The organism is Acinetobacter sp. ABJ-A23_2 (assembly GCF_044538765.1).
GTDB lineage: Bacteria > Pseudomonadota > Gammaproteobacteria > Pseudomonadales > Moraxellaceae > Acinetobacter > Acinetobacter nosocomialis_A.
This window is the reverse complement of sequence record NZ_JBIUCP010000001.1, coordinates 158,739-173,423: the sequence shown is the minus strand read 5'-3', so window position 1 is coordinate 173,423 and position 14,685 is coordinate 158,739. Positions and strand designations below refer to the sequence as shown.

Sequence of the window (14,685 nt, the reverse complement as noted above, 5' to 3'; positions counted from 1 at the left end):
TGAGGGCTCTGTCGCTCTTTTTTTAATTATTATACACATGTATATATATTTGTATATACACCTGTACTTTTAATTACAATTTCACAAGTTCCCTGTCTAACGCTATAATCCAGACAGTTTAAGAATATATTGAAAAGCATGACCCAAACCTCACTTTCTCAGAGCCCAAATGACACAGCCTCTTCACAAGATGTCATTGAAATAAAAACAGCAACGCGTTCTGTTGGAAGAAAAGCAACGATTACGAAAGACGAACTTTTTCAGGCTGCACTTAACCTGATTGGTCCACAAAAAAGTATCGCCTCATTAAGCTTACGTGAAGTTGCGAGAGAAGCTGGTATTGCACCGAATAGCTTTTATCGCCACTTTAAAGATATTGATGAATTAGCCATTTCACTCATTGACCGCGCTGGTATCGTTTTACGTAAGATTATTCGTCAAGCTCGTTTGCGTGCATCTTTTCAAGACAGCATTATTCGTAGTTCGGTAGAAATTTTTCTTCAACAGCTTGATGCAGATGAAGGTAATTTAAGTCTGTTATTACGCGAAGGCTTTACAGGTTCAGCTTCTTATAAAGCTGCGGTAGACCGTCAGCTCAACTTTTTCCAGCAAGAGCTACAAGAAGATTTAATCCGTCTAGAGCGATTAAATAACAACCACCTATACCATCCGGAACTTGTTGCAAAAGCAATTACGCAACTGGTGTTTCATATGGGGGCTAAGGTGATTGATCTTCCAGTTCATCAACGTGCGGAAGTCGCCGAACAAACCATGATCATGATCAGAATGATTTTAGAAGGTGCCCGTCATTTAGACGAAGCAAAAATACGATAAATTCAACATAAAATGGTTTGTCATTGTACAAGCCATTTTTTATACAGACATACCTATTTCTTGATAAAAATATAATTCACAGATTGAAGCAACCAACATGCAAGAGTATAAGTAATTATTATTCTAGCAATACATACCCATATTTCCCCACGATATTTAGGGATTCACATGCAAAGTTTGAGTAATCGTCAAAGCCTGATTGCAAGCTATATTCTGATGGGCATTTTTTTGCTTTCGGTTATCCCCTTGCATCTCTTAGCAAGTTTTTTTGCTGGCTTTCTCATTTATGAAATTATTATTAGTTTAAGCTCTATTGTTGAACGTTATATTGATGGTCAAAGAGCCCGCATTTTTATTAGTATTTTACTCAGTATTATCACGGTTTCACTTATTGCCTTTTTCATTACAAGTTTAATTAGCTTTGTGGTTTATGACTTAAAGGGTGTAGGCATCCATAATATCAACAATAAAGTCGATCAAACGCTATTACACTTACAAACCGAGATTGGCAAATATCTTCCAGGTTATATTCCAGATAGCGTTACTGAACTAAAAGATGAAATTTTCGCGTTTATGAAAGATAACGTAACGACATTAAAAAATGCCAGTTCCGATATCTTACATAACTTTGTAACGATGATTATGGGCCTTATTATTGGTATCTTGGTGGCTATTCATGGCTTTCACCGTCGTACACCACAGCCTATTTTTAAGTCGTTACTCATTCAACGTATTCAAAAATTATCAATTTCTTTTAGGAATGTAGTTTTTGCCCAAATTAAAATTTCGGCAATTAATACACTGCTCTTTATCTTATTTGCGTTTGTACTATTGCCGATTTGGGGTGTTCACCTACCTTTCGCAAAGACCTTAACCATTCTTACTTTTTTGTTTGGTCTCATTCCAATTTTAGGCAACTTAATTTCAAATACGCTTACTTTTATTGCTGCACTTACGGTTTCACTGGGTCTAGCAGGTGTTGCTCTGCTCTACCTCGTATTAGTACATAAGTTAGAATATTTTATTAACGCGAAAATTATTGGACATAAAATTAATGCCAACGCATGGGAAATTTTATTAGCCATGTTAATTTTTGAGTCAATTTTCGGTTTAGGCGGCCTTATTGCAGCGCCAATCTTTTATGCCTATTTAAAACTAGAACTAAAAGATGCCAGAATGATTTAATTAAAATTTGCTCAATAAAAAAGCGCCGTAAAGGCGCTTTTTTATGATTCAACACTTATGGCTTAACCACCACAAGTACTTGAATTGCTTCCGGAGTTACCGTTAAGCCATCAAGCAAGCTCAAGCCTTCTTTTTGCAACTTCTGTAAGCGTTCAATTTCATCTTGACGAATACTTGGGTTGAACTGTTTTAAATACGTTAAACGATCAATCTCGTATTGCCATTTACTACCATAATGCTCTTTTGCCTGCTGTTGAAGCTGAGGCAAACCGACTTTAGCGATATCAAGCGCTTGTCTATAACGCTCTTCAATCACTTCACGGCGAGCTTTAACCACTTGGCGGCAGCTATTGCCATCTAAATGGTGCAAATATGGTTTTAAAATGGTTGGATCAATCTTTTCAGATAAGTCCTGACCATTTTCACTTAACAACACGCGAATGAGCTGTTTCGGTAAGCTTGATGGCAAGTTCAAAGCTTTTGGTGCAACCACATCAACTTTAAACCAAACTTCAAGTAATACAGAACCTTGCTTTAATGCATTTGACTTAAGAACTGCAACATTGGTACTACCGAACGCTTGTGTACGGATCATTTCCATAACACTTTCAATGAACGGATGTTCTAAAGTTAGATATTGAGCATCTTCACGCATTTGCGCCTGATCACGATAGAACGTCGCAGTCATGCCTTCTTCGTCTAATGCCAAACCTTGTACTTGCATCTGGTCTGTCGGACGAATAATAACAGTACCGTTACTTTGCTCATCAAAATCAATGTTAGTTGAAGACATAAAACGCTTCACAAACATAGGTAATGTTGTGTTGTCATCGTAGTCTTCTAAGGCTTGAACAATTTCTTGTGCAACGATAGGACGACATGAGTTGTATTCAAGCAAGCGATCGCGACCAGCCTGTAACTCTGTTTCCAAAGCTTGACGTTGAACATTGACTTCTTCGAGTAAATCTTCAAAGGTTTGACCTTGGTCTGAAAGTAAGCAGTCTTTTAATTCAACAATAAAGTTTTCTTGCAGCGTTTGAGCTGTCGGAGAAATATTGCTGAAAATATTCAACGCTTCATTGTACCAACGGAACATACGCTCTTGCGCGGTGCCCATTAAGTAAGGTACATGAATTTGAATACGGTTTTCTTGACCAATACGGTCTAAACGACCAATACGTTGTTCTAAAACGTCTGGGTTTGCAGGCAAATCAAATAAAATCAGATCACTTGCAAACTGGAAGTTACGGCCTTCTGAACCAATTTCAGAACACAGTAAAATTTGAGCACCATAGCTTTCTTCTGCGAAGTAAGCAGCCGCTTGGTCACGCTCAAGTAGACTCATGCCTTCATGGAACATTGCAGTACGAATACCAGCATGCAAACGAAGTACACTTTCTAAAGATTCAACAACAGGACCACTACGTGCAATTAAAAGAACTTTTTTATGCTTAAGTTCTTTACGTAGAATTTCCATTAACCATGGCACACGAGGGTCATTTTGCATCCATGAACCATCAAGTTGTGCTTCTTCTGGCCACATTTGCTCACGTAATTTACCGTCTTTTGACCAATCTTCTGGCGCTGGTAAAGGTGCCGGTTGGCAATCACGGCCAGGGAAGCCTTGAATCGCTTCACGCGTATTACGGAATAAAATACGACCTGTACCGTGACGGTCTAACAACTCATGAATCGCTCTGAAACGTTGCTCAGGCTGATCTTCAATTGAATGTCCCAATAAACCTTCTAAAGCAGTTAAATGCTCTTGAGTTAAAGGTTCATCTGACATCAATACTTCTGCAACTTGAGCTGTTTGCTGATATTGCGCTTCTTCATCCAAGAAGCGTTCTAAACTGCTAAAACGCTGAGGGTCTAACAAACGTAAACGTGCAAAGTGACTTTCTACACCAAGCTGTTCAGGTGTTGCTGTAAGAAGTAATACACCAGCCGTGTTTTCAGCAAGCTCTTCAACTAAATCGTAACGATCATTACCGCCTTCTTCTTCGCTCCACATTAAGTGATGCGCTTCATCGACAACGAGTAAATCGAAACCAGCTTCTAGTGCTTGCTCACGTAAATCATCATGGTCCACCATCAAATCTACGCTGGCAATAATACATTGCTCAGTTAAGAACGGGTTAAGCTCCGGATCATGTTCTTTAATAGATGCAGTACGGGTTAAGTCGAACAGAGAAAATTGCAAGTTGAAACGGCGACGCATTTCAATCATCCACTGATATTGCAGTGAATCAGGGACTAAAATGAGGATACGTTCAGAGCGGCCAGTTTTAAGCTGTTGGTGGATAATTAAACCAGCTTCGATTGTTTTACCTAAACCTACTTCATCGGCAAGTAAAACACGCGGGGCGAAACGCTTACCTACTTCATGCGCAATATAAAGTTGATGCGGGATTAAACCTACACGTGCACCGACCAAGCCGCGTAAAGGGCTGGTTTGCATTTGCGATTGCATCAGCATTGCTTCAATGCGTAAGTCATACCATTCTTTATAATCGATTTGGCTTGCCAGCAAACGATCTAAAGGTTTTGACAACTGAATTTGTGCACCAATACGAGTTTCATTGAGCGCTTTACGTTCTTGTTCGCCATTTTCTAAAGTACGAACCACGTTATAACGCAAAACACCATGACGGTCTTCAACCGACTCAACAATCCACTTCTGGCCTTCTTGGTCTTGAACTTCATCGTTTGTGTTAAAGATGATGCGAGATAGCGGTGCGTTATTACGTGCATAGACACGCGTTTCATCACTTTTGGGGAATAAAATGCTGACAGATCTTTCATCTACATCAATAAGAACGCCTAAACCGAGCTCAGTCTCTGTATCTGATAGCCAACGTTGACCAATAGCATACTGCTGCAATTTTTCCACCTTTTTCTCAAGTTCGCACTACATATTGTACGATGCAAATTAGCTTATTTTTGCATCTTTTTATGTAGTCTTTAAAGCAAAATTTTGCAGCAGAAACCAATTAAATTGTTTCGCTACAAAAATTACTCATTGAAAGTTTTTACATTAAAACGGTACAGGACAGTTAAACGTTAATGATTCCCCTGTAACAGGGTGATTAAAGCTTAACTGTTTAGCATGCAAGCACAGACGAGGAACAAGTAATTGTTCCGGTGTTGCATACAATGTATCACCTACAATCGGATGTCCCAGATATTGCATGTGTACACGGAGTTGATGAGAACGTCCGGTAATCGGTGTTAATTTGACACGCGTAACCGGTTGTCCCTGAATCTGGAAATGTTCAATCGCCTGCCAATGTGTTAAAGCAGGTTTGTTATGAGAAGCATCGACAATATGCAAAGGTGGTCGACTCGGATCATAGACGACAGGAATATCAACTGTCCCTTCGCCGTCTAGATGGCCTGCGACTAACGCTTCATATATTTTCGAAGTTTGACGGTCTTGAAATTGGCGTGCAATCGCACTTTGTCCACGCTTAGATAAACCAAAAACCAAAATACCTGAGGTATCACGGTCAAGGCGGTGAATGAGCAAAGTTCGTGGTTCAATTGCCACCAGTCTTGTCAAAACGCTGTCATGTAAATCACCTTTCCCTGGCACACTCAAAATGTCCGAAGGTTTATGAATCACCATAAAATCATCATCACGATAGATCAGATGTTCACTTAGAAAATCACTCAAAGTTGTATTCCCAAGGCAAGATGAAAAACAAGCGGGCAATAATAAAAAGCTTACGTCCGAATTACAATGCCGTTCGGGTAAATTAACGACAGAATTTGCAAATATTATGATTCAGTTTATGGCTAAAGCCGATTAGTGCTTCAATAACTGCATAATATGTTGCAAGGTAGGTGTTTGCATCAGCTCTTCAGCACTTAGACTCGCACCGTTCGCACGCCATAATTCCACCACATAATTGACGCCAGCAGTGTCTAAGCCATAGTTTCTTAAATCTATTTCGGGATGAATTTCCATTGGATGTCGCCCTACCTGTTCAGCAACTGCCAATAAAATTCCTTTCTCGGATAACACCTGTGAGGACGGTGCACTTAAAGACCATAAGCGCATTAAACTCTGTGTGTTTATATGTTGAATGGAGTCAAAACTGATTTTTTCAATCCATTGTATATGCTGCTCTAAACTACTCGCCAAAATCGCATCATTTACAACAGCTACATAATCTGTAATGGATAAAACAAGCTGCATGACTTGCTTAAATAGCGGTGATAAATTCCCCGCCATAATCACCTGTGCCTGAGTGTTTGATGACAACTGTTGTCCAAGCTGCAACATGGTCTGTTGAAGTTGAGATGACTGAATCATCATGACTGGAATTTCGAGTGCCTGTGCTCTTTTGCTTAGTAATTCTAAATGATCGGCTAATGGCTGATTCATCCAGTCAGGGGCATTTTCAAGTTCATTTAACCCAACCATGAGCAAGATGCTATGCGTAGACTCAATAGGCCAATTTGAAGTATTTGCTGCTAATTGGATTTTTCGAGGTAAGGGATAAAACATTGTTCTCTACAAATATAAAAATAGCTCAAATTAAAAAGCCCGTTTAACACGGGCTTTTTGCTTACTTCATTTCAGCGAAAGTTTCTTTGGCAGCCTGAATTGTATATTCGATATCTTCATCTGAATGAGCAGATGAAATAAAGCCTGCTTCAAATGCTGAAGGTGCTAAGTTTACCCCACGCTTTAACATGCCATGGAAGAACTTTTTGAAAGCCTCAATATCACATGCCAACATTGAGTCAAAGCTTGTAATGTCTTCTTGGTCGGTAAAGTAAAGACCGAACATTGCACCAGCTTGCTGAGTTTTAAATGGAATACCTGCTTCATTAGCTGCGGCTTGTAAGCCTGCAAGTAACTTTTCAAGTTGAGCAGATAATTTGCTGTAAAAGTCTGGTTGGCGAAGATGTTTAAACATCTCGATACCCGCACGCATAGCAAGTGGGTTTCCAGACAATGTACCTGCTTGGTATACACCACCTAAAGGTGCGATGCATTCCATGATTTCACGCTTACCGCCAAAGGCACCTACAGGTAAGCCAGCACCAATAATTTTACCCAAAGTCGTTAAGTCAGGCTTAACGTTATAAACCGATTGCGCACCACCCAAAGCAACACGGAAACCTGTCATTACTTCATCAATAATAAATACAGATTTATATTCATCACACACATCACGAATCGCTTGTAAGAAACCATCAATTGGTTTCACCATATTCATGTTACCTGCGACAGGTTCAATAATAACGCCCGCAATTTCATGACCGAATTTAGCAAAGCATTCTTTTAATGCTGGAATATCATTATATGGCAGCGTTAAAGTGTGTTTAGCGAAGTCAGCTGGTACACCTTTCGATGTTGGTTCACCCTCACCTTTAGTTAATAAACCAGAACCTGCTTTTACCAATAAAGAGTCAGAGTGCCCGTGGTAACAACCTTCAAACTTCACGATTTTGTCTCGGCCAGTGTAACCACGCGCTAAACGAATAGCCGTCATGGTCGCTTCTGTACCAGAGTTGGTCATACGTACCAATTCAATAGATGGCATGATTTCACAAATAATATCTGCCAATGTTGTTTCATGAACAGTCGGTGCACCAAAACTTAAACCATCTTCTGCTGCTGTTTGTACAGCTTTAATAATATCCGGATGAGCATGGCCCAAAATCATTGGTCCCCAAGAGCCAACATAATCTACATAGCGCTTGCCATCGACATCCCACAAATACGCACCTTTTGCTTTCTCGATGAAAACAGGTGTTCCTCCAACGCCATTAAAGGCACGTACCGGAGAGTTCACACCACCTGGAATGTGTTTGCTGGCTTGTTTAAATAACTGTTCTTGCTTTGGAGATAAACTCATGGAAATGCTCGTCTTAAATATCTAAAAAATAATTTTGAAAGCTTAAGAAAATAATTGTGCCCACGCTTGTACACGGGCAGGAATTTCAGCAGTTGATCGACCTAATATATCACTAATGACTGCGCAGAGGTCAGCTCCAGCCTCAATCACGGGTTTTGAGTTTTCAACAGTTAAACCACCAATTGCACAAATAGGTAAATCATATTGAGCCGCTGCTTGCTTAATGACTTCGATACCCACATTGCCTGCTTCTGGTTTTGTGGCAGTTGCATACACTGCGCCAAAGGCAATATAAGTTGCGCCATCAGCAATTGCTTTTTGGGCAAGTTCTAATGAGTTTAGGCAAGTACGGCCAATAATGACACCTTCTGGTAACTGTGATTTTGCATCTGTGATTTCACCGTCACTTTGGCCTAAATGCACACCTAAACCAAACTTTGCAGCTAGTTTTAGGTCATCATTAATGACAAAAGGAACCTGATATTTTTCACATAACTGTTTGATCTGTTCAACTTCAGCAGACTGGTCGGCTTTGTCTACTTTCTTACGGCGGTATTGTAAAATTGCGATTTGACGGGTTGCGAGTGCGGCGTCTAATTTTTCTAATAATAATTGGATTGGGTCATCATTGGTAATGAGATATAAACCGCGCATACTCTACTCTCGCTTTAAAAAACTTCGCTAGTATAACGGATTTATAAGTCATCATAAGTACCGATTGATATAGGCTTACCAGTACCAATCGGTATATTCAAAAGAAATGAAAAATTAACTCGGAATTTTATCGTGCTCACGATCAATCAAACTTAATCGACCAGTCGCAACATCAGACAGCATTCGCCAATCAGAAATAAAGCTATAAAGAGGCTGTTTAAAACTCGCAGGTTTATTTTTCTCAAATACGAAATGTCCAACCCATGCACATGCATAGCCAGACACTAAACCATAAAGTGCGTATTTGGCCTGTTTTTTACGAATGGCTTTTGAAAAAAAGTATATGCCAACGCTACTACCCACCACATGTAAGCGTCTGCTCATAATGTTACGGTGTTCGGTTAAATAAAAACGATAAAATTCCTGATAGTTTTTAATCGGTAATTCAAACTCTGGCTGAGCTTCATGATTGAAGTTTACTGGTGCATTCACGATCATCTTCCTGATTTTTATTTGATCAAAACATCACCTGATTGTACACCTAAAAGAAAGCCTAAAGTCATATGTTTGATTGTAACTTTCTCTATCAAAAGCACTACTTTTAGCTCTAAGCTATTATACTTATTCAAGATAGTTTAAATACCTGATTCAGGGAGATCCATTATGGTTGAAGTTGAGCTTAAGTTTCAGTTACCTGAATCGAAGAAAAAAACTGTTCAGCAGTATTTAAAAAAGCATAAAGCGCAGAATATTCATTTGCAGGCCAAATATTACGACACACCAAATCGCCTACTCGCGAAAAATGGTATGGCCTTACGTTTACGTAAAGAAAATGATTTGTGGGTACAAACCTTTAAAGCTGCGGGTCAAAGCCATTTACACCGTGTCGAAGAAGAAGTTTTTTTGGGTAAATGCGAACAAGAACCCGAACTAAACCTTGAGCTATACAAAGATAATAAAGCAGTTACCGATTTACTTACTCAAGCTTTAGGCACTGAAGTTGAAAAGCTAAGCTTGCAGTTTGAGACCGATGTACATCGTACTTATCATGTGTTTGAAGCCGACGACACCGCTATTGAAGTCTGTCTTGATGACGGTGTAGTAAAAACGGCAACCACCCAAAGTAAAATTTGTGAAGTTGAGTTTGAACTTAAACAAGGTGCTGTTAAAACACTAATTCAATTTGCACAGCAATGGATTAATCGTTATGAGTTATGGCTCGATGTTAGAAGTAAAGCCGAGCGTGGTAATTTATTAGCCTTAGGACAAGCTGCTTCACCTGCTGTTCACGCAAAAGGTTTGAGCTTAGATAAGAACATTTCAGCAGAACAGGCACTCAAAAAGATTGTAGAAAACTGTTTAGGACAATTCTTACCGAATATGGCTGCAATTGCCGATGGCGTTGCCGAAGCTGAGCATATTCATCAGGCACGCGTGAGCTTACGTCGTTTACGCAGTGCACTTCATCACTTTTCAGCATGGTCAGACGATTTAAACCCTGCTTGGGAAGAACAAATTGCCGAGCTTTTCCATAAGCTTGGAGACACGCGCGATGAAGATGCTATCCGTACTGAAATTTTACCGATGATTGTGCAGCATGGTTCACCTGAGCTTTTACTTCCGATTTCTGAGCAGCCATTAAAAGACCTTGCCACGCTGTTTAAATCGGCAGAAACCGTTAAGCTTATACTTGCCTTGCTAGCATTTGCTTATTCTGAAGAAGATGATCAAAACACCAAAGGAAAATTAAAAAAACAGATAGAAAAAAGCTTAGATAAGTTACATCATCAAGTCGTGAGTCATGCCGAGCATTTCACCGAACTTGAAGTCACTGAGCAGCACAAAATACGCAAAAAAGCGAAGCAATTACGTTACTGCATCGAATTTATATCGAGCTTATACCCTCGCAAAAATGTTCAGCAGTTTTTAAAACAATTACAACCCGTGCAAAATACCTTAGGACTTTATAACGACTTGTTTATTGCCGAAGATCTATTTAATAAAGCAATTGAACACGACCCGCACTTTTGGTTTGCATTAGGATGGATTAAGGCTAAACAACCTTATTTACAAAATCAGTCTGCCGAAGCTTTGCAAAAATTTAAACAAGCAAAAACTTTTTGGTAAGCATCTTAAAGTCGCGACACATATGTCGCGACTTTTTATCGGTATTTACCAAATACTTTCCATACCCCATTATCTGCTAACGGATCGCTATAACTATCACTACGCTGTTTTCTTGGCTTATCACGGGCATCGACGAGTTTAAAGTGTGGCTCTACTCCCAACACAATTCCATTGGTATAAAAACGTGAACGCGTATATTCACTTTGACCATGCTGGAATACATAAGTCCTTAAATCGATAAATTCACGGTGTGCAACTAATGCTGCCGTATCGTCACTCTGCAACCATTCTTGCATGGTAAATATCTGATCTGTTTCAAACTGCCCACATTTTTCAATAAGACTGGCCACACCACGGAAAGTTTTCGATTCTTTAGCCCGTGTTTTATTAATCCGAATTCGGTCTACATGAAAAAAGAATAAAGGTAGGTTTAAGTGACTCGGTAAATGAATCGCATCTGGTAATTCATCTTCCATAAAAGGCTGAAAAAGCTCTTGTGCCCTTTCTATTAAATCTTTCCATTGTTGGTAATAGGCCAAGACTTCTTCTTGCAAACCATAATAAATTGGCAGCCCTTCTACATGCTCCAAATATTGGGGTGGAAAAATATGCTGGCGTAATAAAGCAATATCTGTTTTTAAACTTTGAACGGCAATTGCATCTTGCATATTAAAACTCCCCACACTTAGGCTATTTACAGACTAAGGCAAAGGTTTTGTTTCCGCAAGGCTTTGCCTATAATAAGCAGCTCTATTTTTGCGGGAATATGTCATGTCTCAAAAGATTAATGCAACAGATATTACTGAAGAAGAAGCGTTAAATGCTGTTTTCTTTGAGCGTGCGGATGAATTCATTAAACAAGCGAATGATTTTTGTCGCCCGCCTAAAGGTCAAAAACCTGACCCTGCCGAGCTTCGCGGCCAAGTAAGTGCAGCCATGTTATTTGCAACTGCCCGTTTTAATACGTGGGTCGCTGCCAATAATTTCAAAGATGGCAACGAAATGCGTGATGCAAAAGAGCAAGTCATGTCTTATCTTCTTCAACAGTTCCAAATGATGCTTGAAGATAACTTTGATGAGTACTGTGAACAGTTCGATAACTACTTACGTTTCCGTAAGAATGAAGATTTTCATACTCACAAACATGATCATGATCATTAATAAATTTTAAATATCCAAATAAAAAAGCCACTTCAAGTGGCTTTTTTATTTGCTAAGTCATTTATTGCTTTTGGGGTTGACCATATTGGTCAGCCATCACTTCCACAAGGTTGGAAAGTTTAATATATTTTTTAATGACAGCATTCACATCAGCAACGGTCAGCTTTGTTAAATCTTGATCATGCTTAACACGGTCAAGTAAGGTTTTACCTGACTCAAGCTCAAGGTTTAACATACCATGAATATTGCGTTCGTCTTCTAATGCAGTAACACGTTTTTTCATGAGATCTGCTTTCGCGGCTGCAAGTTCTTGCTCGGTAATACCATTGGTTAATAAGTCATTAAGTACCTTATGAACAGAAGCAGAAACTTGCGACGAGCGACCAGCCGTATAGTTTGCACTAATGCTTAATGTACCAACATTGGTGTCCTGATCGAGTTGCAGCCCTGTTCCAAAACCATATACCAATGCATTTTTCTCGCGAAGCTCTTGAGCCAAACGTGAAGAGATTTGAGAATCACCTAAAATATAATTCATTAAAATTAATGCAGAAGCATCAGGATGGTTTTTCCCAACAGGTAATGCGAGTACGCTTTGATAACTACCAAACTCACGTTGTTCAGATAAAGCATGTACTTGTTGAGCAGGAAAATCGACATGTTGAATCAAGATTTTTTCATACGGCTGTTTACTGTTCCAACTGCCAAACTCTTGATTCAATAACTTTTTCATTTTCTTGGCATCAAATGCACCCGTAATCGCAATTTGCGCATGATTCATTGCAAAGAAATGCTGATATAGCTCTTTCACTTGTTCTTGAGTCACATTCTTTAATTGTTTTTTAGCCAGCTCAGGTTCAAAGTGATAACGCAAATCACCTGGTTGGTACTCTTCAATTAAACGCGACAATGTTAAACCTGCCACGACATCCGGTTCAGTATATGGACGATCAAGGCTAGATAAGCTTTGCGACTTAATTAGATCGAATTGAGATTGTTCAAATTTAGGATTTTTCATGACCTCTAAAACAAACTTGAAGAACTCATCAAACTTTTCAGTTTTAGATTGAATATTAATAGTCATACCATTACCGTCGGCACTTGCATAAGCTGCACCGCCAGCATCAATCGATTTATCTGCAATGTCTTGCAAACTATATTTATCAGAACCACGAAGTAATAAATATGAAGTTAAATCAACAACTGTACCTTTATCGAATAAAGATTTTTCTGTACCAAAATCCATAGTAATAGTGGCATAAGTACGGTCATCACGAGTTTCTACAGGGAACAAAGCATACTTCATTCCATTTTTAAGTTTCCCGCGGCTAATCTTTTTCTCATTAGTTTCGGCATATTGCTTTGAGGTTTTTAAAAACTCGTTAACTTCTTGTTGATAAACTTTCGGGTCTTTTAAAGGCTCTGGTTTAACATCGGTTTGATCTAAAGTTTTAGGCTTATCTTTAGGGTCAAGTTGCAATGCTTTCTTTTGATCTTCAGGTGTCGGCAAAATATCGCCATCAATACGATGCCCAGCAACAAGGAACTGTTTTAAGGTTTGATTGACTTCATTGAGTTTTACTTTCTCAACTGCATCTAAATCTTTAAAATATTGGTCCCACTGCCCACCCGCTACAGTGTAATCACTTAAACGAGAACCCAACGCAACAGCGTCTTTATTGACTAACTCACCTTGCGTTTTCATTAAGCTTTTTACACGATTTAGCTCAGTCTCTGTAAAAGGTTTACCCTTTTCAATTCCAGAGAGCAAAGCGCTTTCAACTTTATTAGGGTCATTTTTTGGTGAGTAGACCGCACCTAAAAATACGACGTTAAAATCTTGGTCTAACCATGTTGATGCCTGAACGTCTGTACTAATACCTGTTTCAACCATGTTTTGGTACAAGTGACCACTTGGCTGCATGGTATATAACATTGGTGCTAAAGCGAGTGTCGGCTGAATTTTGATGTTTTTTCCATTCATATAGATATGGAATTTGGCTAAATCGCTGCCCTTTTTCACCACAAATTCACGATCTTTCATTTTTGTGGAATCTAATACCGGCACCTGAACAGGCTTCGGTACAGCTCGCGCAGGAATTGGGCTAAAATATTGGTCAATTGTCTTTAAAACATCAGTTTTATCAAACTTACCTGAAATCACCATAACCGCATTGTTCGGTGCATACCAACTGCGGTAGAACTGGTTTAATTCAGGCATTTTAATAGACTTAAGCTCAGGTAAATCACCAATTGGTAGTCGCCCTAAATACTTGTTTCCATAAGCCGATTTCCACATTTGATCCATTAAGACAGCAAAAGGCTGATCCATACGGACTTCACGTTCACGTTTTACGATTTCAATTTCAGAAGGAACAAATTTTTCTTGGAGTACCAATTTATCCATACGTTCAGATTCAAGGTACAACACTTGATCTAGCGCATTTTTTTCTGGACGGACGATATTGGTGTATTTGGTTGAATAGTAGTCCGTGCTCGCGTTAGTCATTAATGTATATTGGTCTAAACGACGCTGGAACTCTTCACCCTTCACATTTTGCGTGCCTTTAAACGCCAAATGTTCAAGTAAATGGGCTAAGCCACCTTTACCTTGTGGGTCGTTTAAAGAACCTGTCAAATAGATGGTATTAATAAAGATTTTATTTTCTTTGTCATTCGGCGCAAGTACTATCCGAAAACCATTATCTAATTTATATTCCTCAATATTTTGCTTACTTTTTACTAATGTCGTTTGTGCAAATGAGGCAGCACTTAAACCAAGAATACATAGGGAGAGAGTCAGTTGTTTAAACTGCATAAACATATAAATACCAATTAATTTGAATAATAA

At 39.1% G+C, this 14,685-nt stretch carries 12 protein-coding genes; 4 read left to right on the top strand and 8 right to left on the bottom strand.

What is annotated here, in order from left to right; translation table 11 throughout:
• Nucleotides 1–138: 138 nt before the first annotated feature.
• Nucleotides 139–834, top strand: coding sequence for an HTH-type transcriptional repressor FabR (gene fabR, locus ACH63V_RS00835; RefSeq protein WP_002052794.1), 696 nt, complete (start codon nucleotides 139–141; stop codon nucleotides 832–834).
• A gap of 168 nt (nucleotides 835–1,002) precedes the next feature.
• Nucleotides 1,003–2,019: an AI-2E family transporter gene (locus ACH63V_RS00830; protein ID WP_263614318.1), complete on the top strand. Its 1,017-nt coding sequence runs from the start codon at nucleotides 1,003–1,005 to the stop codon at nucleotides 2,017–2,019.
• 55 nt (nucleotides 2,020–2,074) lie between these two features.
• On the opposite strand, the gene rapA is transcribed toward ACH63V_RS00830, so the two are convergent.
• The 6 genes from rapA to ACH63V_RS00800 all read right to left on the bottom strand — a co-directional run bounded on the left by rapA (nucleotide 2,075) and on the right by ACH63V_RS00800 (nucleotide 9,044).
• Nucleotides 2,075–4,912 (bottom strand): RNA polymerase-associated protein RapA, encoded by a 2,838-nt coding sequence (gene rapA / locus ACH63V_RS00825; protein ID WP_209048392.1) that lies wholly within the window; start codon nucleotides 4,910–4,912, stop codon nucleotides 2,075–2,077.
• Nucleotides 4,913–5,056: 144 nt separating this feature from the next.
• The gene (locus tag ACH63V_RS00820) at nucleotides 5,057–5,695 is read right to left on the bottom strand and encodes an RluA family pseudouridine synthase (RefSeq protein WP_004700090.1); all 639 of its coding nucleotides are present in this window, start codon (nucleotides 5,693–5,695) and stop codon (nucleotides 5,057–5,059) included.
• 132 nt (nucleotides 5,696–5,827) lie between these two features.
• A complete protein-coding gene (locus ACH63V_RS00815) occupies nucleotides 5,828–6,532 on the bottom strand; it encodes an acyl carrier protein (protein WP_396462471.1) in 705 nt (234 codons plus the stop codon).
• A gap of 61 nt (nucleotides 6,533–6,593) precedes the next feature.
• Nucleotides 6,594–7,892: a glutamate-1-semialdehyde 2,1-aminomutase gene (gene hemL, locus ACH63V_RS00810; protein WP_396462470.1), complete on the bottom strand. Its 1,299-nt coding sequence runs from the start codon at nucleotides 7,890–7,892 to the stop codon at nucleotides 6,594–6,596.
• A 42-nt stretch (nucleotides 7,893–7,934) separates the two neighbouring features.
• Nucleotides 7,935–8,546, bottom strand: coding sequence for a thiamine phosphate synthase (thiE, locus tag ACH63V_RS00805; RefSeq protein ID WP_396462469.1), 612 nt, complete (start codon nucleotides 8,544–8,546; stop codon nucleotides 7,935–7,937).
• A gap of 114 nt (nucleotides 8,547–8,660) precedes the next feature.
• Nucleotides 8,661–9,044, bottom strand: a complete 384-nt coding sequence (locus ACH63V_RS00800; RefSeq protein WP_396462468.1) for an Mpo1-like protein — start codon at nucleotides 9,042–9,044, stop codon at nucleotides 8,661–8,663.
• Nucleotides 9,045–9,209: 165 nt separating this feature from the next.
• Here ACH63V_RS00800 and ACH63V_RS00795 point away from each other — a divergent pair, with 165 nt between their 5' ends.
• Nucleotides 9,210–10,673, top strand: a complete 1,464-nt coding sequence (locus ACH63V_RS00795; protein ID WP_396462467.1) for a CHAD domain-containing protein — start codon at nucleotides 9,210–9,212, stop codon at nucleotides 10,671–10,673.
• Between the two features lie 35 nt (nucleotides 10,674–10,708).
• Here ACH63V_RS00795 and ACH63V_RS00790 read toward each other — a convergent pair whose 3' ends face one another.
• Complete coding sequence (locus tag ACH63V_RS00790) at nucleotides 10,709–11,341, bottom strand: hypothetical protein (protein WP_001149998.1); 633 nt, start codon at nucleotides 11,339–11,341, stop codon at nucleotides 10,709–10,711.
• 103 nt (nucleotides 11,342–11,444) lie between these two features.
• On the opposite strand from ACH63V_RS00790, the gene ACH63V_RS00785 reads away from it, so the two are divergent.
• Nucleotides 11,445–11,834 (top strand): DUF3144 domain-containing protein, encoded by a 390-nt coding sequence (locus ACH63V_RS00785; protein ID WP_209048400.1) that lies wholly within the window; start codon nucleotides 11,445–11,447, stop codon nucleotides 11,832–11,834.
• A 61-nt stretch (nucleotides 11,835–11,895) separates the two neighbouring features.
• Here the strand turns inward: ACH63V_RS00785 and ACH63V_RS00780 are convergent, their stop codons facing one another.
• Nucleotides 11,896–14,658, bottom strand: a complete 2,763-nt coding sequence (locus ACH63V_RS00780; RefSeq protein ID WP_396462466.1) for a M16 family metallopeptidase — start codon at nucleotides 14,656–14,658, stop codon at nucleotides 11,896–11,898.
• Between the last annotated feature and the right edge of the window lie 27 nt (nucleotides 14,659–14,685).

Coding starts and splice junctions, on each gene's coding strand:
- ACH63V_RS00790 (WP_001149998.1), bottom strand. CDS start 11,341: ATGCAAGATGCAATTGCCGTTCAAAGTTTAAAAACAGATATTGCTTTA.
- ACH63V_RS00785 (WP_209048400.1), top strand. CDS start 11,445: ATGTCTCAAAAGATTAATGCAACAGATATTACTGAAGAAGAAGCGTTA.
- ACH63V_RS00830 (WP_263614318.1), top strand. CDS start 1,003: ATGCAAAGTTTGAGTAATCGTCAAAGCCTGATTGCAAGCTATATTCTG.
- ACH63V_RS00800 (WP_396462468.1), bottom strand. CDS start 9,044: ATGATCGTGAATGCACCAGTAAACTTCAATCATGAAGCTCAGCCAGAG.
- ACH63V_RS00780 (WP_396462466.1), bottom strand. CDS start 14,658: ATGTTTATGCAGTTTAAACAACTGACTCTCTCCCTATGTATTCTTGGT.
- ACH63V_RS00795 (WP_396462467.1), top strand. CDS start 9,210: ATGGTTGAAGTTGAGCTTAAGTTTCAGTTACCTGAATCGAAGAAAAAA.
- ACH63V_RS00815 (WP_396462471.1), bottom strand. CDS start 6,532: ATGTTTTATCCCTTACCTCGAAAAATCCAATTAGCAGCAAATACTTCA.
- thiE (WP_396462469.1), bottom strand. CDS start 8,546: ATGCGCGGTTTATATCTCATTACCAATGATGACCCAATCCAATTATTA.
- fabR (WP_002052794.1), top strand. CDS start 139: ATGACCCAAACCTCACTTTCTCAGAGCCCAAATGACACAGCCTCTTCA.
- hemL (WP_396462470.1), bottom strand. CDS start 7,892: ATGAGTTTATCTCCAAAGCAAGAACAGTTATTTAAACAAGCCAGCAAA.